General features: G+C 56.8%; 22 protein-coding genes and 6 tRNA genes. 13 read left to right on the top strand and 15 right to left on the bottom strand.

The window, feature by feature from the left end:
* Window positions 1–130: 130 nt before the first annotated feature.
* Window positions 131–760, bottom strand: coding sequence for a nitroreductase family protein (locus tag JDW22_RS04135; protein ID WP_200521821.1), 630 nt, complete (start codon window positions 758–760; stop codon window positions 131–133).
* 126 nt (window positions 761–886) lie between these two features.
* Between JDW22_RS04135 and JDW22_RS04130 the strand changes: the two genes are divergently transcribed.
* Together JDW22_RS04130 and JDW22_RS04125 are read left to right on the top strand one after the other, a co-directional pair.
* Window positions 887–1,225 (top strand): winged helix-turn-helix transcriptional regulator, encoded by a 339-nt coding sequence (locus JDW22_RS04130; protein WP_200521820.1) that lies wholly within the window; start codon window positions 887–889, stop codon window positions 1,223–1,225.
* A 70-nt stretch (window positions 1,226–1,295) separates the two neighbouring features.
* The gene (locus JDW22_RS04125) at window positions 1,296–1,778 is read left to right on the top strand and encodes a ricin-type beta-trefoil lectin domain protein (protein WP_200521819.1); all 483 of its coding nucleotides are present in this window, start codon (window positions 1,296–1,298) and stop codon (window positions 1,776–1,778) included.
* Window positions 1,779–2,013: 235 nt separating this feature from the next.
* Here JDW22_RS04125 and JDW22_RS04120 read toward each other — a convergent pair whose 3' ends face one another.
* The 11 genes from JDW22_RS04120 to JDW22_RS13865 form a co-directional block, all read right to left on the bottom strand.
* On the bottom strand, window positions 2,014–2,652 hold the full coding sequence (locus JDW22_RS04120) for a SanA/YdcF family protein (RefSeq protein ID WP_200521818.1): 639 nt from the start codon (window positions 2,650–2,652) through the stop codon (window positions 2,014–2,016).
* Between the two features lie 95 nt (window positions 2,653–2,747).
* On the bottom strand, window positions 2,748–3,410 hold the full coding sequence (locus JDW22_RS14075) for an ATP-binding protein (protein ID WP_329610696.1): 663 nt from the start codon (window positions 3,408–3,410) through the stop codon (window positions 2,748–2,750).
* 51 nt (window positions 3,411–3,461) lie between these two features.
* Window positions 3,462–3,881, bottom strand: coding sequence for an HD domain-containing protein (locus JDW22_RS13620; protein WP_235964765.1), 420 nt, complete (start codon window positions 3,879–3,881; stop codon window positions 3,462–3,464).
* Window positions 3,882–3,961: 80 nt separating this feature from the next.
* Window positions 3,962–4,909 (bottom strand): DUF3592 domain-containing protein, encoded by a 948-nt coding sequence (locus tag JDW22_RS04110; RefSeq protein ID WP_200521817.1) that lies wholly within the window; start codon window positions 4,907–4,909, stop codon window positions 3,962–3,964.
* 13 nt (window positions 4,910–4,922) lie between these two features.
* On the bottom strand, window positions 4,923–5,189 hold the full coding sequence (locus JDW22_RS13615) for a hypothetical protein (RefSeq protein WP_235964763.1): 267 nt from the start codon (window positions 5,187–5,189) through the stop codon (window positions 4,923–4,925).
* Between the two features lie 9 nt (window positions 5,190–5,198).
* The gene (locus tag JDW22_RS04105) at window positions 5,199–5,723 is read right to left on the bottom strand and encodes an RNA ligase family protein (protein ID WP_235964760.1); all 525 of its coding nucleotides are present in this window, start codon (window positions 5,721–5,723) and stop codon (window positions 5,199–5,201) included.
* Between the two features lie 16 nt (window positions 5,724–5,739).
* Window positions 5,740–5,862, bottom strand: coding sequence for a hypothetical protein (locus JDW22_RS13870; RefSeq protein WP_268884209.1), 123 nt, complete (start codon window positions 5,860–5,862; stop codon window positions 5,740–5,742).
* A 17-nt stretch (window positions 5,863–5,879) separates the two neighbouring features.
* Window positions 5,880–6,083, bottom strand: coding sequence for a hypothetical protein (locus tag JDW22_RS04100; RefSeq protein ID WP_200521816.1), 204 nt, complete (start codon window positions 6,081–6,083; stop codon window positions 5,880–5,882).
* Complete coding sequence (gene grxB, locus JDW22_RS04095) at window positions 6,067–6,714, bottom strand: glutaredoxin 2 (protein WP_200521815.1); 648 nt, start codon at window positions 6,712–6,714, stop codon at window positions 6,067–6,069. The genes JDW22_RS04100 and grxB overlap by 17 nt, the downstream gene beginning before the upstream one ends.
* Before the next feature lie 91 nt (window positions 6,715–6,805).
* Complete coding sequence (locus tag JDW22_RS04090; RefSeq protein ID WP_235964753.1) at window positions 6,806–8,662, bottom strand: lytic transglycosylase domain-containing protein; 1,857 nt, start codon at window positions 8,660–8,662, stop codon at window positions 6,806–6,808.
* Between the two features lie 50 nt (window positions 8,663–8,712).
* A complete protein-coding gene (locus JDW22_RS13865; RefSeq protein ID WP_268884208.1) occupies window positions 8,713–8,835 on the bottom strand; it encodes a hypothetical protein in 123 nt (40 codons plus the stop codon).
* 417 nt (window positions 8,836–9,252) lie between these two features.
* On the opposite strand from JDW22_RS13865, the gene JDW22_RS04085 reads away from it, so the two are divergent.
* On the top strand, window positions 9,253–10,398 hold the full coding sequence (locus JDW22_RS04085; protein WP_200521813.1) for a 5-methyltetrahydropteroyltriglutamate--homocysteine S-methyltransferase: 1,146 nt from the start codon (window positions 9,253–9,255) through the stop codon (window positions 10,396–10,398).
* A gap of 329 nt (window positions 10,399–10,727) precedes the next feature.
* Here the strand turns inward: JDW22_RS04085 and JDW22_RS04080 are convergent, their stop codons facing one another.
* Both JDW22_RS04080 and JDW22_RS04075 read right to left on the bottom strand, forming a co-directional pair.
* Entirely contained in the window at window positions 10,728–10,997 is a 270-nt protein-coding gene (locus JDW22_RS04080; RefSeq protein ID WP_155802974.1) for a hypothetical protein, read from the bottom strand.
* A gap of 38 nt (window positions 10,998–11,035) precedes the next feature.
* Window positions 11,036–11,755, bottom strand: coding sequence for a class I SAM-dependent methyltransferase (locus JDW22_RS04075; RefSeq protein WP_200521812.1), 720 nt, complete (start codon window positions 11,753–11,755; stop codon window positions 11,036–11,038).
* A gap of 280 nt (window positions 11,756–12,035) precedes the next feature.
* On the opposite strand from JDW22_RS04075, the gene JDW22_RS04070 reads away from it, so the two are divergent.
* The 8 genes from JDW22_RS04070 (at window position 12,036) to JDW22_RS04035 (ending at window position 15,846) form a co-directional block, all read left to right on the top strand.
* Complete coding sequence (locus tag JDW22_RS04070; RefSeq protein WP_200521811.1) at window positions 12,036–14,318, top strand: lytic transglycosylase; 2,283 nt, start codon at window positions 12,036–12,038, stop codon at window positions 14,316–14,318.
* A 300-nt stretch (window positions 14,319–14,618) separates the two neighbouring features.
* Window positions 14,619–15,182: a CDP-diacylglycerol--glycerol-3-phosphate 3-phosphatidyltransferase gene (gene pgsA, locus JDW22_RS04065; RefSeq protein WP_200521810.1), complete on the top strand. Its 564-nt coding sequence runs from the start codon at window positions 14,619–14,621 to the stop codon at window positions 15,180–15,182.
* Window positions 15,183–15,256: 74 nt separating this feature from the next.
* Window positions 15,257–15,332, top strand: a tRNA-Gly gene (locus tag JDW22_RS04060).
* Window positions 15,333–15,355: 23 nt separating this feature from the next.
* Window positions 15,356–15,431, top strand: a tRNA-Gly gene (locus JDW22_RS04055).
* Between the two features lie 21 nt (window positions 15,432–15,452).
* Window positions 15,453–15,528: transfer RNA gene (locus JDW22_RS04050), tRNA-Gly, on the top strand.
* Window positions 15,529–15,574: 46 nt separating this feature from the next.
* Window positions 15,575–15,648, top strand: a tRNA-Cys gene (locus tag JDW22_RS04045).
* Window positions 15,649–15,659: 11 nt separating this feature from the next.
* A tRNA-OTHER gene (locus JDW22_RS04040) sits at window positions 15,660–15,737 on the top strand.
* A gap of 19 nt (window positions 15,738–15,756) precedes the next feature.
* A tRNA-Leu gene (locus JDW22_RS04035) sits at window positions 15,757–15,846 on the top strand.
* Window positions 15,847–16,052: 206 nt separating this feature from the next.
* Here JDW22_RS04035 and JDW22_RS04030 read toward each other — a convergent pair.
* A complete protein-coding gene (locus JDW22_RS04030; RefSeq protein WP_200521809.1) occupies window positions 16,053–16,292 on the bottom strand; it encodes a hypothetical protein in 240 nt (79 codons plus the stop codon).
* 11 nt (window positions 16,293–16,303) lie between these two features.
* Between JDW22_RS04030 and radC the strand changes: the two genes are divergently transcribed.
* A complete protein-coding gene (gene radC / locus JDW22_RS04025) occupies window positions 16,304–16,996 on the top strand; it encodes a RadC family protein (RefSeq protein ID WP_200521808.1) in 693 nt (230 codons plus the stop codon).
* A 47-nt stretch (window positions 16,997–17,043) separates the two neighbouring features.
* Complete coding sequence (gene rsmA / locus JDW22_RS04020; RefSeq protein ID WP_200521807.1) at window positions 17,044–17,817, top strand: 16S rRNA (adenine(1518)-N(6)/adenine(1519)-N(6))-dimethyltransferase RsmA; 774 nt, start codon at window positions 17,044–17,046, stop codon at window positions 17,815–17,817.
* Window positions 17,818–17,825: the final 8 nt, after the last annotated feature.

Below are 17,825 nucleotides of genomic sequence, written 5' to 3'. Positions count from 1 at the left end.
CAGAAAACGCTGGTTGTGCGCCAGCGTTTTTTTATAGCGGATTAAAAATTGTTGCCTTGCGGCAGCCTGAAAAAGCACAAACCGTTTTGGCTCCGCCACTACGCTGCGCTGCGCAGGCTGCCTTGGCGCCTTATTCGGGCAGCCCGTCCCACGCCGACACCGCCGCTGCGTCTTGCCGCAGCGTGCGGTGTCCGCGCTCGGCGCCCTTGCCGAGGGCAATCAGCATCACGTCCAGATAACGTTCGGACAGGTTCAGCACGCGGTGCAGGCCGTCGCGGCGGTAGCCGGTCATCGGCACGGTTTGCCAGCCGGCTGCTTCGGCGGCGAGCATAAACGCCATCGCCCACAGCCCGCAGTCGAGCGCGAGGCTGCGCTGGGTGTTGGTTTCATCGAAGGGTTGGTAAAACTGCACGGCAGCCTGAATCAGGAAATCGCGCACGTTTGCATCGAAGCAGCCGTCTGCAAACTCCTGCTGGTGGATGCGGCGCAGGTTCGGCTCGCGGTAGGCTGTGCGGTCGCCCAACAGCACCAGCACGGCGGAGGCGGTGATGATTTGCTCCTGCCCGTAGGCTTCGGGCAGCAGGCGCTGGCGCAGGACGGGGTCGGTCAGTACCATAATGCGCCACGGCTGGGCGTTGTTGCTGCTGGGGGCGCGGTTAGCTTGGCTGATGAGCGCGTTTAATTCGGCGCGGTCGATGGGGGCGTCGGGGCGGAAACGGCGGGTGGAGCGGCGGTTTTGCAGCAGGTCGTTAAGCGGCATCATGGCTTCCTTCTGAGTGGAAAACCGTTATACTAACGCTTTTAAAATCAAATAAAAACAACGCACTAAAAGGTGCTCTACGCACTTTTTGGTAAGTTTTCCAACAAAATAGGAGCTTAACGGAGCATGCTTTCGGCAATTGAACTGACGATGAAACTGGTGGGCGGCAAATGGAAATGCCTGATTCTTTACCATTTGGGCGGCGGGGCGCGGCGCACGCGCGATTTGCTGGAACGGCTCGGCGGCATCAGCCCGAAGGTGCTCACCGAGCAGCTGCGCCAGCTGGAAGCGGACGGCCTGGTGGCGCGCGAAGTGTTCGCCGAAGTGCCGCCGCGCGTGGAATACCGCCTGAGCGAGGAGGACAAAACCTTTCTGCCCGCGCTCTATACGCTGTGCGACTGGGGCAAGGCATACGGCCTGCGCCACGGAACGGCAACCAGCCCCTGCCCGCCGCCTGCCGAGTGAGACAGTTGAAATTGAGGCAGCCTGAAACAAAGGCAGCCTGAAAACCCCTTGTTTGACGAAAGGAAGACACATGAAACCCATCTTAACCGTTCTGATGCCGCTGCTGCTGGCCGCCTGCGGCGTTTACCTGCCCGAGCAGATAACGATAGACACGCGTGGGCCAAGCCATCGCAGCCCCCGCACCGAGCGCGATGCCGACGGGCTGATTCGCACCCAGCGCGGCGAATGCCTTGACATCCACGGCAACGACCGCCGCAGCCTGATTCGCCACCGCTGCCACGGGCAGGCGAACCAGTTGTTCCGCTTGGATGCGAAGAGCGGCACCATCCGCCAAAACGAGCGCTGCCTCGACGTGGCCGGCGGCGAAACCCGCGACGGCAGCCGCGTCATCCTGTTTTCCTGCAACGGCCGGGACAATCAGCGCTGGTATCGCGACGGCGCGCGCATCCGCAGCGCCGATTCGGGCAAATGCTTGGATGCGTCCGAAAGCTATCTCGCCATCCGCACCTGCAACGGCAGCCGCGAGCAGCAGTTTGAGTGGGGCGGACGTTAGGACGTGGGCGCGGCATTCGTTTGAGTTTAGTGAAAACGGCAGCCTGAAAATCAAAAAACGGTTTTCAGGCTGCCGATTGGTTTTCAGTTTGTAGGTCGGGCATTCATGCCCGACAAACGCTGACCTACTTATCTTTAAGATACACCAAAAATTTAAAACGTCGGGCATGAATGCCCGACCTACTGAGGCTTTACCAAGGTTTCAGGCTGCCTTGTGTGGGAAGGCAGCCTGAAAGCTAGTCGGGCAGGGCGATGGTTTCGCCGCCGTGTTTGGGCTGTTTGCCGGTGAGCAGGTCCAGATACATTTTCATGCGCGCGCCGTATTCGCGCACGCGGGTTTTGAAGCCGCCGGCGTAGAGGTGTACGTCGGCGGCGTTGTAGCCGACGGCGCGGATGCCGTGGGCGCGGGCGAGGTACACGGCGCGTTCGTTGTGGAATTTTTGCGAGACGACGATGTAGCTTGGCTGCCCAAAAATGCTGCGGGCGCGCAGCACGGAGTCTAGCGTGCGGATGCCTGCGTAGTCGGGGATGATGCGCTCGGCGGGGATGCCTTGGGCAATCAGGGCGGCTTTCATGGCTTCGGGTTCGTTGTAGCCGTGTTTGCGGTTGTCGCCGCTGGCGATGATGTAGCGCACTTTGCCTGCGCGGTAGAGTTCGGCGGCGGCGCGGATGCGGTAGGTGAAGTAGAGGTTGCTGCGCCCGTCGGCGAGGGTGGGGGATGTGCCCAGCAGTAGGGCGGCTTTTTGCGCGGGGATTTGCGCGGCGTTGTCGTAGAGATAGGCGGCGGTTTGGCGTTGGGTGTGCCAGTTGGCGAGCAGGGCGATGGCGGTGAGCAGGGCGAATAGGGCGATGGCGAGAATAAGCGGGGTTTTCATGGGGCGGGTTGGGTTTTGTGGGGTGAATGGGGCAGGGCAGCCTGAAAACCGTTTTTTGTTTTCAGGCTGCCTATTGGTTTTCAGGCTGCCTTATCCTACTCGCCAATGCAATACTCCACTTCGTGCGCTTCGTCGTAAAACGGGATTTCCAGTTTGCTGAGCAGACGGCGGATAACGGTTTCGGGGACGCTGTGTTCGCGCTGTTTGTTTTGGCGCAGGAGCTGTTGCCACGGCACTTCTAGGTAGCTGATGCAGATGCGGGCGCGGTAGTCGGCGAAAAGTTGCGTCCATTTGCCGCGCAACTCGCGGGTGAGGTTGGTGGCGTTGAACACGAAGTCTTGTTGGTCGCGCAGGTATTGGCGGGCTTGTTCTTTGCCAAGCTGTATCACGCGCCCTGCGGTTTTTTTGTCGGCGGGGTCGATGCGGTGGGCGCGGCGGATGTCGTCGAGCGAGAGCACGGGCAAATCGGGGAAATGGCGGGCGATGTGGGTGTCTTTGCCGCTGCCGGGCAGCGCGCTCATCATGTGGACGGTGCAGGAAAAATCGTCGTAGGGCTGGTAATCGGGGCTGCTTTCGGGGTGGTTGAGATAGTGGTAGCGGGCGTGGCAGCCTGAAAAGGGGTAGGTGGTGCCCCAGCTTTGGTTTTCTTCGCACAGGGCTTGGAATAGGGCGATTTTGTCCAGCAGCTCGGCGGTGTCGGGGCAGATGCGCCCGAGTGCGTCGGCTTTGGCGAGGATGGCGAGCCATTGGGTGTTCACTTGCAGGGCGGCGGCGATGGCGGCGTGTTCGGGCTGGGGTTTGTTGATTGCCTACAGCGGCAGCCCGTGCCAGCGCACCAGTTTGGCGACGGCTTCGCGCACGGCAAAGGGGGCGGCTAGGTCGCAGTAGAGGATTTGGCGGGCGGTGTGCTCGCCTTTTTTGGCGTGGCGGGGGGAGACAATGCGGATGCGCCCATCGCGCTCTTTGGTTGTGGTGGTGCTGCGTTTTTCCACGTCGTGCAGCAGGGCGGCGGCGAAGAGGATGTGTTGGGCTTGCGCGTCTAGGGCTTGGTATTCGGGCAGCCTGAAAAGCGCGTCGGCAACCATTTTGGTGTGGGTGAGCACATCGCCTTCGCCGTGCCATTCGGCATCTTGCGGCACGGCAGCCATGTCGGCAAGCCAGTCAAAACGGGCGGTGAGCGCGTGCCAGTCGGGGTCGTGGTTGGGGGTGAAATGGGGGAATGTCCACATGGTTGTTTCCTGATGGATGATTTGGATTGGGGCTGGTGTGATTGGGATGGGCAGCCTGAAAGATGATTTTCAGGCTGCCTTTACGTTTGCTGCATCGGTTGGTAAGGATGGCGGATAAACACCCACAGGAAAAGCAGCCACACCGCCAACAAGATGGCGCAAAAAACGGTGCTAATCCACGCCATGTTGTCTTGCCCTGCTTTCCAAAAGCGGAACACATCGGGGTTGTCGGGCAGATATTGCACGGGGATGGTTTTGCCTGCGTTCAGTTGGTCGCGCTCCATCGGGCTGACGGGATAATCGGCGATGGTGATGGTTTTGCCGTTTTGGGTAGTGAAGCGCAAATCTACGGCGTAGGTTTTCAGGCTGCCTTGGCGAAATGCGCCGTGTGGCGCGGCGTGGGCGATGGGCGCATGTTGAAAGGTTTGTTTTTCCTGCCATGTGGTCAGGGCGAGAAAGCCAGATATGCTGCCCAGCGCAAGGGCTGCCAGCGTTACGCCCAGCAGGGTAATGATGTTGCCCCGCAGCACGCGGCGCGGGTTTTCTGCGGATTGCAGCGGGTATCGGGCGGCTGGGGGCATATCGTTGGAGGCGATGGGCGCGGGCAATACGCGGGTTTTTATGTGGATAACCAGCGCAACGGGCAGCAGGGCAATCATCAGCCAGTCTGTTATGTCTAGGGTTTCTGCGGCTTTGTCGCGCAGGATTTCGCTATGGTCTTGGGTAATCAGAAATTCGCGGGTGATGGGAATATGGCGGCGCATTTGCGCCTGTTCGTCGGCAGAAACGCGGGCTTGGGCAGTGTGGGTTTTGCCTTGCACGTCTTGAAAAATCACAAGGGTGTTGCTATCCGTGCTTCCTCGGATGCTTTGGTAGTTTTCCGAATAGGGCATTGCCTGCACGGTTTCGTGGTGGGCGGCGGTGCTTACTAAATGCTGCTGGTTGATAACGGGCAGCAGCCTGAAAACGGCAAACGCGCCAAAGACGATGATGAGGAATAGGTTATTGAGCAGGGAGCGCAGTTTCATTTTCAGGCTGCCTTTATGGTTTGCTTTGGTATTGGTAGCCGTGCCAGCCGTATTTGTCGTAGTCAATCAGCGTGGCGGGCTGCCATGTTTTTGTCCAATGCACATCGGTTTTGACGTGTTTGGCGCGCACGAGTTTGAACAGGTTGTCAAATTCGTTGGGCTGCACGGGCAAGTTGCCGTTGTTGGTGGCAAAGCCGTCGCGGTTGCGGATGACCAAGCCTTCGCAGCAGGGCGCGCCTGTTTTTGGGTCGTAGCCGCCGAGTGCGCCTGCGGTTTCCACATAATCCAGCTAGCTCATGCCGAGGTTGGCGGCGAGCCAGTCGGCAAGCTGGCGGTCTTCGTTGGCATCGGCGCGGTACACATCGCGCAGCGGCTGGGTAATCGGCAGCTCGGGCACGGTGGGGAGGTCAAACAGGGCGGCGTAGAACTGCACTTCGTCCCAGCCGAGCCAGCGTCCGCCTTGGCGCACGGCGAATAGGTAGAAGTAGGATTCGAGGCGGCGGTAGGCGATGGAGTGGATGCCGTAGAGGTTTTCGCCAAAGAGTTCTAGGTCGCCGAGGTCGTGTTTGATGCGCTGCCAGCGGTCAAGCAGGGGTTTGTCCCACGGATGCTGGGTGGGCGCGGCGTGGGAGCGGGCGAATACGCCGTGGCGGCTGAGGCAGTTGTTTTGCCCGTCCAGCTTTTCGGTGAGCACCAGCGCGTCTTTGGCGGCGAAGGCGGCAAGGTAGCCTTTGGGCATAAAGCGGTCGTCGGAGGTGGTGCCGAGGCTGATGGGGGCGTGTAGGCTGCGGCTGTATTTGGTGGAGTAGGGCATGGTGTTTGGGGGATGGTTAGAGGCAGCCTGAAAATTGGGTTGGATGGGTTTTCAGGCTGCCTCTGTTGCGGCTTGTAGTAGGCAGCCTGAAACCGTTGTGAAATCTGCAACCGATGGTGCGTTGGCGGTTTGCGGGCATCTTGGCAAGCAGTCAAACTATTTTGCATACCAGTTGGCGACGAGCCGTTGCCGCTTCATATTGCGTTTCAGGCTGCCGATTGTGTTTATCCATAATGAGGCAGCCTGAAAATAGCTTGAACCATCGCAATAGCAATATGTATGCACTTGCGCTTGCCCTGCCAAATACATTTTCAGGCTGCCTCTGTTTACAGGCTGTGGCGCATCACAACGCGCGGTCAAAGTAAGTATTGATTTGGCTGCGCTGCGCCATATTGACGATGTAGTCTTGCACGGCGGCGGGGAACTGGATGCCGCGCACCATAGTGAGATTGCGCAGTATGGGGAAGATCAGGATGTCTTCCATGCTGAGATCGCTGCCGTTAAGGGTGTCGCCGTGGATTTGGCTGGCGAGCGTTTGCAAATCGTTGTGGATTTGGGCGAGCAGCTCGGGCGTTTTGTCCAGCATTTGGGCGATGCCTGTGCCGATTTGGGCTTCTTTTTTGCGGATGAAATACACCACGGCGGATGGGGTGGCAAATTCGGGCAAGCCAAGCTGGATGCTGCGGGGGAACAGCAGCTGGTTGTAATACTCGCCCACTTTGTCTGCCCATGCTTGGATGCTGGGGCGGATGGTTTCGTTGATGGGCGCGTTGGCTTGGGCGGCGATGTAGCGCACGATGTCTAGGCTTTCGCCCATGTGGCTGCCGTCGGATTTTTGCAGGATGGGCACTTGTTTTGCGCCGATTAAGCCGATGGGGGTGGTTTCGTCGTCGTTGGCTAGGGGGATGAGTTCCACGGGGATTTGGGTGAGCCCGAATGCCATACGGGCGCGTACGCAAAAGGGGCAATGGTCGTAGATGTAGAGTTTCATGGGGTGTCCTTTGTGGGTGGATGTTTATGGGATAGAAGGGGTTTTCAGGCTGCCTATTGGTGTGGATTCAATAGGCAGCCTGAAAACGTATTTACCGCGCGGGAATCATACCCAGCCGTTGTTTCAACGATGTTTTGGGTTCGCCCAAGATGCTGGCGTAGTAAACCGAATTGGTGAGCACTTTTTTCACATAATCGCGCGTTTCGTTAAACGGGATGGTTTCGGCGTAGATGGCGCCTTCCATGCTGGCGCCTTGCCATTTGCGCGCGCGCCCAGGGCCGGCGTTGTAGCCTGCGGTGGCGAGCACGTCGCTGTTGCCCAGGCTGTTGCGCGCGTCTGCCATATACCATGTGCCCATGCGGATGTTGCCGTTCATGGTGTATAGCTCGCTGTTGTCCATGCCGATTTTGCGGGCAATCATGCTGGCGGTGGCGGGCATCACTTGCATCAAGCCTTGCGCGCCTACGCTGGATTGCGCGCCCATCACAAAACGGCTTTCTTGGCGGATTAAGCCGTAAACCCATGCAGGGTCCACGCCGTTTTCGTTGCCGTATTGGGTAACCAGTTCGCGGAAGGGCGTGGGATAGCGCAGGTTGTAGTTGAGCAGGTTGTGGGTTTTATCCGCGCTGTGGATGGACATTTCGTAAAACTGGTGGTTGGACGCGAGCTGGGCAGCGGTTAAGAGCGTGCCTTCGTTCATGCCGCGCGTGGCGTATTTCCATTCGTTTTGCGCTTGACGGCGCATTTTCCAGTTGCCCGATTGTTGGCTGGTGTGGAAAAGATGCAAGGCGCGTTGGATTGCACCGTCTTTGCCCAGCTGGGCGATGTGGTTGTCTTGCGCGGCGGGGGCGTTGTTTTGCGCATTAACGCGGCCGCCCAGTTCTTCGGTCGCCAGCACGGCATAGAAATTGCGTCCGCTGGTGGCGGCTTTTTGATAGAGGGCTTGCGCTTCGCTGCGTTTGCCTTGCGCGGCTAGGGCGCGGGCGAGCCAGTATTGCCATGTGGGGTCGTTTTGCAATTTGGGCGGCATGGTTTGGATGATGTTGGCAAGCTCCGTCCAATTTTGCTGGCGCAGCGCGGCACGGGCAAACCATTCAAATTGTTCGCTGTTAAGCTGGTTGCGGTCGGCGTTGCGGTAGTAGCTCAATGCGCCGCCCATATTGAGATTTTTGGCGTGCACCAAACCGAGTACGCCCCATGCGAAGCCCGATTGCTCGCTGTTCAGGCTGCCTGAAAGCTGTTGCAGGCGGGCGGCGGCGGTGTCGGGCGATTTTTGCGCGTTTGTGCCGATGACATCGCGCAGGGAATTTTCTTGCGCACCAAAGCCTGTGGGGCTGTCCAGCGGGCTGCCAAGCGCGGCGGCGAGGTTGGCGGCATCGGTGGTTTGCCCTGCGCTAATCAGCCCGCGCACGCGTCGCCATGCGCGGCTGGGGTTAAGCTGGCTGGCGCGCGCTTGCAATAAGCTGTTGCAGCCTGCGGGCAGTTTGCCTGTTTCTTCAACCAGCTCGTTGATGAATTTGCTGTCGTTTTCCATGCCCAGCAGGTTGGCATAACAGCGCGTTTCTTGGCTGCGCCCTGCGGGGTCTAGCTGGGCGTATTGCTGCTGAAATTGCGCGGTTTGCCCGCGTTTGGCAAGGTTTTTGAGCCATTCGTTGCGCACGCTCTCGCCCATCGCGCTTTGCCCTTGTTGGGCGAGAAATTGGGCGGGCTGGATGTCGTCGCCATTTTTGGCGGCGGCTAACACACTTTCATACACGCCGTAGGTTTGCAGGGCTTGGTCTGCCGACTGCGCGGGGCGCATATTGGGATGCGAAAACGCCGCTTCGCCTGACACGGGCGGCAGGGGCTGCTCTTGCACGGTGGGCGCGATGTGATGCGAGGCGCAGGCGGCTAAAAAGGCAACGGCAAGACCGCTGACGCTTTGAGAAAGAAAACGCAGAGCTGTCATTATTATTTCCATCATGGGCTTGATTTTTCGGGGGAATTGAAAGGGGCGTATCATAGCATTTTTTGCGCTTTCAGGCTGCCTTTGGGGTGCGGGGCGGATGGAGGCAGCCTGAAAAATGAGAGTGGTTTTATTTGGGTGGAATGGGGTTTCAGGCTGTCTTTGGTAAGGCGCAATTCTTGTTTACAAGCGATGGCATGGTTTGCGAAATCTAGCTAATCGTTTAACGCTTTTCAGGCTGCCTCTGCGTCATAGGGCAGCCTGAAAAAATAAAATGGCTTGGTGTTGAGCCAAACGATTTTTTTTGCTGGATAGATTGGGTTTCAGGCTGCCTCAACGCGGGCGGGATGGTTGGGCAGCCTGAAACGCTACCCCGCGTCCCTACGGCTTGCTTGCAAGCCGTGCGCTGGTTTGAAAATGGGTTTTAGGCTGCCTTTGGCGGAGCGCAATTCCTGTTTACAAGTGATGGCGCAGTTTGCAAAGCCTAGCTAACCGCTCAACCCATTTTCAGACTGCCTCAAAGCATAAGGCAGCCTGAAACTGCTATACTCCCCGCATCTCACGTTTCACTAACCCCTACCAAAGGAAATGCTATGAGCAAACTGTTCCCCACCGCCACCCCGCGCACCCGCGCCCCCTATCGTTTTGACATCGTCGGCAGCTTTTTACGCCCCGAAGCCCTAAAACAAGCCCGCCACCAATGCGCGTGCGGCGAATGCAGCATGGAAGCCATGCACGCCGTGGAAGATGCCGAAATCCACAAAATCATAGAAAAACAAAAAGCCATCGGCTTGCCCGCCGTGAGCGATGGCGAATTCCGCCGCACATGGTGGCATTTGGATTTTCTGTTTGAACTGATTGGCGTGGAACTGCGCGACACCGAAACATACAGCACTCAATTCAAAGCCCATATGCACCGCCCCGTTACACTAGAAATCATTGATAAAATTCAATGGCCTAACGTGCATCCTTTCTTGGAGCACTACAAACGCCTGCACGCCGAAGCAAACGGCTACCCCGTTAAATTCACCATCCCCTCGCCCAGCATGCTGCACCTCATCACCTGCGTGCGCACCGCCGAGCCCAAGCTGCCCCCCGTTTACGCCGATAACCAAGAGCAGCTTTTCGCCGACCTCACCGCTGCTTACATCCAAGCCGTGCAAGCGTTCTACAACCTAGGCTGCCGCATCTTGCAGCTCGACGACACCTCATGGGGCGAATTCTGCTCCGAAGAAAAACGCGCCCTCTACGCCGCGCAAGGCGTGGACGTAGATGCCACCGCCCGCCGCTATGTGCAAATGCTCAACGACATCCGCGCCGCCGCCCCCGCCGACATGGCGCTCACCATGCACATTTGCCGCGGCAACTTCCGCTCCACATGGTTCTCATCAGGCGGCTACGAGCCGATTGCCGAAATTCTGTTCGGCGGCTGCAACATCGACGGCTTTTATTTGGAATACGACAGCGACCGCGCAGGCGATTTCAAACCGCTGCGTTTTATTAAAGACCAGCAAGTCGTGCTCGGCTTGGTAACCAGCAAAACAGGCGAATTGGAAAACAAGCAAGACATCATCGCCCGCATCCAAGAAGCCGCCCAATACGTTGATATTAACCAGCTTTGCCTCAGCCCCCAATGCGGCTTCGCTTCCACCGAAGAAGGCAACGTGCTCACCGAAGAAGAGCAATGGCGCAAGCTGGAATTTATCCGCGAAATCGCCGAAGAAGTGTGGGGCAAATAAGCGCGTAAGCGTTGCGCTGTAAACGCCTCCCTGTAAACACAAACACGCGCCAAGGGCAGCCCTAGCGCGTGTTTTTTTGCAAGATAGAGTAGGGTAGGCGCAAGCATTGAGATTTGAGATGCAAGCATTCACGCCAGCCCAAGGCAGCCTGAAAACGCTTTTTCCAACCAAGCGCACGGCTTGCCAGCAAGCCGTAGGAACGCGGGGCAGCGTTTCAGGCTGCCGAACCGTTGCCCCCGCGCTTAGGCAGCCAGAAACCCAAAATGGAACGGCGACGGCTCATTGCCAAAAATGGCAACATTGCCCGCAAAATACCCATTGCCCAATCGCTACACGTTTTCAGGCTGCCTCAAACCATCATCCAAGGCAGCCTGAAAATAGCACGGCGACGGCTCGCCGCCAAATGGTGTACTCAACAAGACTTTGCTGGTTGGCAAAATATCGACGAGCCGCCGACGCGCCATCGCGCATCCCGTTTCAGGCTGCCTCAGCAGCGCAATCCCCCGAAGGCAGCCTGAAAAACAAAAACCGCTTGGTATTGCGCCAAACGGTTTTTTGTTAGATAGATTGGTTTTCAGGCTGCCCAATCTAAATGCCAATCACAAAGCCCAACCCTTTTTCAGTCTGCCTACTCCACTTACATCAAAGCAGCCTGAAACCCGCATTTACACCCCCTGCAACACCATTCCCTCAAAATCCCCCGCCCATTCCACATCCCCCCCCAGCCGCACCCCCCCCGCTTGCTCAACACCACCCCATACACCGCCGCGTTTCTCGCCCACAAAAGCTGCCCCGCCGTCTCCACCAGCTGCCAATTTTCAGGCTGCCCCACAGGCGGCAAATGCACCATAAACCGCCCGCCACCCACCTGCCAGCCCACCATCCGCGCCAAGCGCCGCAGCCGGTTAAAAGACACCCCGTTGCGCACGTCAGGCAAGCCCTCGTCCCGCCACCAGCGCCACACCGAATGCGGATTCAACCCTGTAACCAACACCGCCCCCAGCGGCTGCACCACCCGAAACAACTCCGCCAACGCCAACAACAGCGGCGCGTCGCCATCGGGCAAATGCGGCGCAAGCACGCAATCAAACGACTCGTCGCGCCAAGGCAAGCGCCCCGCCGAAGCCACCACATCCGCAGGCAACGCATCGCATTGCAACACCGCATCAAGGCAGCCTGAAAACGCAGGCAACGCCTTCACCCCCGCCGCCGCCAAACGCCCGCCGTCGCCCAAACACAACACATCCCGCCACACCCGCTCCCCCAAGGCAGCCTGAAAAAACCCCCACTCCTCCTGCCACACAAACCGCCCCAAGCCATCCCCCGCCAACCAAGCGCATAAATTCCGCGAATTCATTATCTTTAGAACCTGTATTCATTATTTTCATAGGTAGATTTTATGACATAAAAGCGTGGATACAAGGCAAAAAGCGCAGCAAGGTTGGACACCTTGCCAGCATTTTTAACGCGGTAGCCGCGTTTTTAGGGCATAAGATACCTATGAGAGTGATGAATATAGGCTCTTAACCCCGTAAAGCACATATTTACCTTTTAAAGCCAAGCACTTAGCTTGATACAACACGCTAATATCATTACGATGCGAACCTATTTTTTCGCACGAGCCCCCTCCCGTCAATATGAAAACCATAAAAAACATTGCCCTAGCCGTCAGCAGCCTGTTCATCCTCCCCACCCTAGCGCACGGCGAAACCTACAAACCAGCCCAAACGGGCGCGGCAATGATGCAACTGCAAAACACCCCGTTCAGCAAAAACCCCATCGCCACCTTCCTATCAGGCGGCAGCGTGTGGGACAACCTGCGCAAAAACTTCCGCATGCAAGAAGTCAATTCAGGGCTGGTGCGCAGCCACGAAAGCAAATTCGCCCAAAACAGCGCCTATTTCAACCGCACCATCCAGCGCAGCACCCCCTATATGTACTACATCACCGACGAAGTCAAAAAACGCAATATGCCCGCCGAAGTGGCGCTGCTGCCGTTTATTGAAAGCGCGTATGTAACCAAAGCGCGCTCACACGTTGGCGCATCAGGCTTGTGGCAATTCATGCCCGCCACAGGGCGACACTACGGCTTGGAGCAAACGCCGCTATACGACGGGCGACACGATGTGCACGCTGCCACCAACGCCGCGCTCGACTATCTGCAATATCTTTACGGCTTATTTGGCGACTGGTCGCTTGCGCTTGCCGCTTACAACTGGGGCGAAGGCAACGTAACCCGCGCCGTCAATCGCGCCATCGCGCAAGGCTTGCCGCCCACCTACGAAAACCTAAAAATGCCCGCCGAAACGCGCAATTATGTGCCCAAGCTGCTGGCAGTGCGCAATTTGGTGAACAATCCCAGCGCATTTGGCTTAAAGCTGCCTGAAATCAAATCCGAACCGTATTTCAAAACCGTAACCGTGAAAGCGCCGCTGGATATTCGCGCCGCTGCTTTTCTTGCCAACATCCCCGAGAGCGAATTTCTCGCGCTCAATCCCGCCTTCAAAACCCCCGTGTTCATCCCCAAAGGCAACAGCCGCCAAATGCTGCTGCCCGTTCAGGCTGCCAAAACCTTTGAAAGCAATTATAAAAATTCCGACCTGAATACATTGTTATCATGGGATGTTTACACGCCCAGCAGTCGCATTTCTCTGCAAGACATCGCCGCGCAAACAGGTAGCAGCATCAGCGAAATCCAACGCCTTAACGGCATTCGCTCCACTTATTTAGAAGCAGGGCGTACCATTTTGGTGAGCAAAAACCGCGCATCGGGCATCAAGCCGGCATCCGAATTTGCCAAAGCCGATGTGGACCCCATGCCCGACACATTTAAAGAACAAGCGCCTGTGCTAGGCAAGGGCGCAACCAATATGGCGACTTCCGCGCCAACCACCGCCAGCTTCCCCGCGCCCACGCCCGTAGTGCTTGCCACGCCGCATCCCGATGCCTTCAAGCAGCCTGAAAAACCTGCGATTGTGGTTACGCAAAGCAGTATAAGGCAGCCTGAAAAAGCTACTGCAACCACAACCGTGGTCGCCCAAGACAACAAGCAGCCTGAAAAAACCAGCATCCCCACCACGCCCGTTGTGGTCTTTAAACCGCACGCGCAGCCTGAAAAAGCAACCAGCGTTGCCCAAAGCAGCAAGCAGCCTGAAACGCCCGTGATTGTGGTTACACAAAACAGCGTTAAGCAGCCTGAAAACGCCATCGTCGCCAGCGCACCCACGCAGCCTGAAACGCCAGCCAGTGCCAGCGATGTTGCCCATGCTGTTGCCAGCAACGAAAAGCAGCCTGAAACCGTCCATCATGCCGACAACGCCGCTGAAGACGAACTCATGCAGCTTGCTCGCGCTTCGCAAGAGCGCATCCGCGCCGCCGAAGCCGCCAAGGCAAATCACGCCAGTGAAACGGTTAAAGCCAGCCTAGCGCAATCCGAAGCGCAAGAAGTCCGCGCCCGCGCCACCAGCGAACAGCGTGCTGCCAAAGAGCGCCAACGCCAGCAAGTCGCCAGCGCCGAAAAAGCCAAAGCCCCTGTCGCCAAAGAACCCGCCACCAGCACCCACAAAGTCGGCAGCGGCGACACTCTATACAGCATCGCCAAACGCTACAACATGGACGTAGCTGAGCTCGCCGCGCTCAACAAAATCAAAGGCAACAACATCAAAACAGGGCAAACGCTGAAAGTCGCTGGCAGCGCGCATTCTAGCAAGCCTCAGCTGGTTAAAGCCGTCGCCAAAGGTAAAGCCGAAACCAAAGCACACGATAGCCGCGAAAGCGACAGCCGCCACAAAAACGCCAAGCCCGACAACAAAAAGGACAGCAAAAACGACAATAAACAAAGCGCGCGCAAACCCGAAGCCGCCAAAAAAGACAAAGCCAAAAACGAAAAACCTGCCGCCAAAACACAACGCAAAAAATAAGCCCAGCATACGCGTTATCCCAAAGGCAGCCTGAAAGCGAGTTTACGAGCTTCTGCGAAGCTAAAACAGCATTGCAAGCCAAGCAACACCAACACTTGCCGCGCCACCTTTTTCAGGCTGCCTTATCCAGTCGGATTCCCATCCGACTTTTTTATTGCTCAACCGCTTGTGTCGCGCAAATCCCCACAATCCCACGCCGCAATGTAAATAAACTTGTTGCCCACGCTAACAAAAGTTTACAATCCCCGCATTCAGGCTGCCCATCCAAAGGCAGCCTGAAAAACACCCTAAGGACACGCCATGCCACTAAACATCCCAATATACCTTACATGGGCGCGTATACTGCTTATCCCCATATTCACCGCCCTGTTTTATCTCCCTGCAAACTGGCTCACACCCCAAGCCATCAACATCGCCGCCGCCGCCACTTTCGCCGCCGCAGGCATCACCGACTGGTTAGACGGCTTTCTCGCCCGCTATCTCAAGCAAACATCCGATTTCGGCGCATTTCTAGACCCCGTTGCCGACAAGCTCATGGTCGCCGTTGCCCTAATTTTATTGGTCAAACTAGACCGCACGCTCGCCATCTACGCCATGATCATCATCGGACGCGAAATCACCATTTCCGCCCTGCGCGAATGGATGGCACAAATGGGCAAACGCAACAGCGTTGCCGTCGCCTATATCGGCAAACTCAAAACCGCCGCCCAAATGGCCGCCATTTTCGCCCTGCTGTTGCACGAAATCCCGCTATGGGGTTTGCAGCTTTCCTTCATCGGCAACGCGTTAATGTTCATCGCTTCCGTGCTCACCGTTTGGTCTATGTGTTACTACCTTAAAATGGCTTGGCACGAATTCAAATAATTTTACAAACCAACTTGACACAAAAACAGAAGTCGCTATAATGGCGGCTTCTTTGCTTTTAGCGCAAAGACAAAGCGGGAATAGCTCAGTTGGTAGAGCGCAACCTTGCCAAGGTTGAGGTCGCGAGTTCGAGACTCGTTTCCCGCTCCAATTTTTTTGCTTCATCAAACAGGGCGGGAATAGCTCAGTTGGTAGAGCGCAACCTTGCCAAGGTTGAGGTCGCGAGTTCGAGACTCGTTTCCCGCTCCACTTCTGCTTGATGATGTTCACGCGGGAATAGCTCAGTTGGTAGAGCGCAACCTTGCCAAGGTTGAGGTCGCGAGTTCGAGACTCGTTTCCCGCTCCAAGTTCTAGTTGTTTATCCCATTATCAATAAACAATTCAATATTTTGGGCGAGATAGCAAAGTGGTTATGCAGCGGATTGCAAATCCGTCTACGCCGGTTCGATTCCGACTCTCGCCTCCATCTTAATTTATGGCGGAGTGGCAGAGTGTTTATGCTGCGAAAGGTGCAACTTTCGTATAGGTCGGTTCAAATCCGTGCCTCCGCCTCCAATTAGTTAGTGTCCATTATGCCCGAGTGGTGGAATTGGTAGACACAACGGACTTAAAATCCGTCGTTCCTAATACGAACGTACCGGTTCGATTCCGGTCTCGGGCACCAAGCATCAATAAAACTACTACTCATTTGGGTAGTATTTTTTTTATCTAAATTTGCCTGCTGGCGGATGATTGCGCACCCGAAAATTGGAGCGCAAGGGTTGGATGATGAAGATAATGGCAACGAATAAATCCGCATAAAAGGCAGCCTGAAAACGGAGTTTCCCTTTTTTCAGGCTGCCTCAATTATCATTCGGGCAGGGCAAGCAACTATTGCGAACAACCGCGCTGCTTTTGTTCAACCACTTGCGTTTGTTTCGTGCCGTGCAATACTGGCAACGTCGTAGAAAAACTGTTCACGGCAGCAAGCGCCATTTCGCCCAGCCATTTGCAAATCAGCGCAATGAACGGGTAGGCAGCCTGAAAACGCATTTTAAAATGCAGCTTGTTTCGCCAAACCACGCCACACCCATTTTCAGGCTGCCTTTGTCCCACCAACCATAACCCCAAAAGGAGTCGCCATGAGCATCAAAGATTGGGCCGCCAGCGAGCGCCCGCGCGAGAAACTGCTGGAACGCGGCGCAAGCGCGTTAAGCGATGCCGAATTGCTGGCGATTTTGCTGCGCGTGGGCACGCAGGGCATGAGTGCGGTGGATTTGTCGCGCTCGCTGCTGGATGCTTACGGCGGCTTGGGCGGCGTGATGCACGCTTCCGCCACCGAGTTGGGCAAACACAAGGGCATGGGCTTGGCGGCTTATGCCCAGTTTGCCACCGTGTTGGAAATCGGGCGGCGCGTGTTGGGCGAAGAGTTGCGCCAAGCCTCGCTGCTGAACACGCCGCAGGCGGTGGGCGATTATTTGCGCCTGCGCATCGGACATGAGCGGGTGGAAATCAGCTTCGCTTTGTTTTTGGATGCGCACAACCGCCTGCTTGCCGCCGAAGAAATCGCGCGCGGCACCTTGTCCGAAAGCGTTGCCTATCCGCGCGAAATCGCCCGCTTCGCGCTGCAACACCACGCTGCCGCGGTGATTTTTGCCCACAACCATCCTTCAGGCAGCCTGAAACCGTCGCCCGCCGATTTTGCCTTTACCCAACGTCTCCATGCCGCGCTCGCGCTGCTGGATATTGTGTTGCTGGATCACATCATCGTTACCGCCGCCGCTACCGTATCGTTTACCCAGCAAGGCTGGTTACAGCCTTTTCAGGCAGCCTGAAAAGAAATTTAGTACAATCCACTCCTTTCTTTGCACAAGCCAACGCCATGACTCAACACCAAGCCCGCAAACGCTTCGGGCAAAACTTTCTGCAAGACACCCGCATCATCACCGACATTGTGAACGCCGTGCGCCCCCAACCCGATGATATTGTGATAGAAATCGGCCCGGGGCTTGCCGCGATTACCGAGCCGCTTGCCCGCAAACTCAACCAGCTACACGTTTGCGAAATTGACCGCGACATCATCGCCCACCTAAAAAAACAGCCCTTTGCCAGCAAACTCGTCATCCACGAGGGTGACGTGTTGAATTTTGATTTTCGCAGCATTGCAGGGCGCAAAAAAATCGTTGGCAACCTGCCCTATAACATTTCCACGCCGCTGCTGTTTAAGCTCGCCGATGTGGCGGACGAAGTGATCGACATGCACTTTATGCTGCAAAAAGAAGTGGTGGAACGCATGGTGGCCGCGCCCAAAACCAACGACTACGGGCGGTTGAGCGTGATGCTGCAATACTTTTTTGACATGGAAAGCCTAATCGACGTGCCGCCCGAAAGTTTTATCCCTGCGCCCAAAGTGGATTCGGCGGTGGTGCGCATGATTCCCGTGGCAGGGCGCATCGGCATCGCGCGGGATTTCGCCCGATTTGCCGATTTGGTGCGCTTGGCGTTCCATCAACGGCGCAAAACGCTGCGCAATAATCTGAAAGGCGTTGCCGGCGATGAGGATTTGCAAGCGGTCGGCATTTCGCCCGCGCAACGGGCGGAAGAAGTGGCGGCGGAAAAATATGTGGCGTTGAGCAATCGGCTGGCGGACAAATGATTTTCAGG

Source organism: Kingella bonacorsii, from assembly GCF_016623605.1.
Taxonomy (GTDB): Bacteria; Pseudomonadota; Gammaproteobacteria; order Burkholderiales; family Neisseriaceae; genus Kingella_B; species Kingella_B oralis.
Note: the sequence above shows the minus strand (reverse complement) of the source record. Positions and strands in the feature narration are given on the sequence as shown.

Bases quoted from the DNA above. Each gene is read 5' to 3' on its own strand.
- JDW22_RS04125 (WP_200521819.1), top strand. From the start codon at position 1,296: ATGAAACCCATCTTAACCGTTCTGATGCCGCTGCTGCTGGCCGCCTGC.
- JDW22_RS04130 (WP_200521820.1), top strand. From the start codon at position 887: ATGCTTTCGGCAATTGAACTGACGATGAAACTGGTGGGCGGCAAATGG.
- rsmA (WP_200521807.1), top strand. From the start codon at position 17,044: ATGACTCAACACCAAGCCCGCAAACGCTTCGGGCAAAACTTTCTGCAA.
- JDW22_RS04075 (WP_200521812.1), bottom strand. From the start codon at position 11,755: ATGAATTCGCGGAATTTATGCGCTTGGTTGGCGGGGGATGGCTTGGGG.
- JDW22_RS04105 (WP_235964760.1), bottom strand. From the start codon at position 5,723: ATGCCCTACTCCACCAAATACAGCCGCAGCCTACACGCCCCCATCAGC.
- JDW22_RS04090 (WP_235964753.1), bottom strand. From the start codon at position 8,662: ATGACAGCTCTGCGTTTTCTTTCTCAAAGCGTCAGCGGTCTTGCCGTT.
- JDW22_RS04085 (WP_200521813.1), top strand. From the start codon at position 9,253: ATGAGCAAACTGTTCCCCACCGCCACCCCGCGCACCCGCGCCCCCTAT.
- radC (WP_200521808.1), top strand. From the start codon at position 16,304: ATGAGCATCAAAGATTGGGCCGCCAGCGAGCGCCCGCGCGAGAAACTG.
- JDW22_RS13620 (WP_235964765.1), bottom strand. From the start codon at position 3,881: ATGTGGACATTCCCCCATTTCACCCCCAACCACGACCCCGACTGGCAC.
- pgsA (WP_200521810.1), top strand. From the start codon at position 14,619: ATGCCACTAAACATCCCAATATACCTTACATGGGCGCGTATACTGCTT.
- grxB (WP_200521815.1), bottom strand. From the start codon at position 6,714: ATGAAACTCTACATCTACGACCATTGCCCCTTTTGCGTACGCGCCCGT.
- JDW22_RS04135 (WP_200521821.1), bottom strand. From the start codon at position 760: ATGCCGCTTAACGACCTGCTGCAAAACCGCCGCTCCACCCGCCGTTTC.
- JDW22_RS04070 (WP_200521811.1), top strand. From the start codon at position 12,036: ATGAAAACCATAAAAAACATTGCCCTAGCCGTCAGCAGCCTGTTCATC.
- JDW22_RS04120 (WP_200521818.1), bottom strand. From the start codon at position 2,652: ATGAAAACCCCGCTTATTCTCGCCATCGCCCTATTCGCCCTGCTCACC.
- JDW22_RS13870 (WP_268884209.1), bottom strand. From the start codon at position 5,862: ATGCCCGCAAACCGCCAACGCACCATCGGTTGCAGATTTCACAACGGT.
- JDW22_RS04110 (WP_200521817.1), bottom strand. From the start codon at position 4,909: ATGAAACTGCGCTCCCTGCTCAATAACCTATTCCTCATCATCGTCTTT.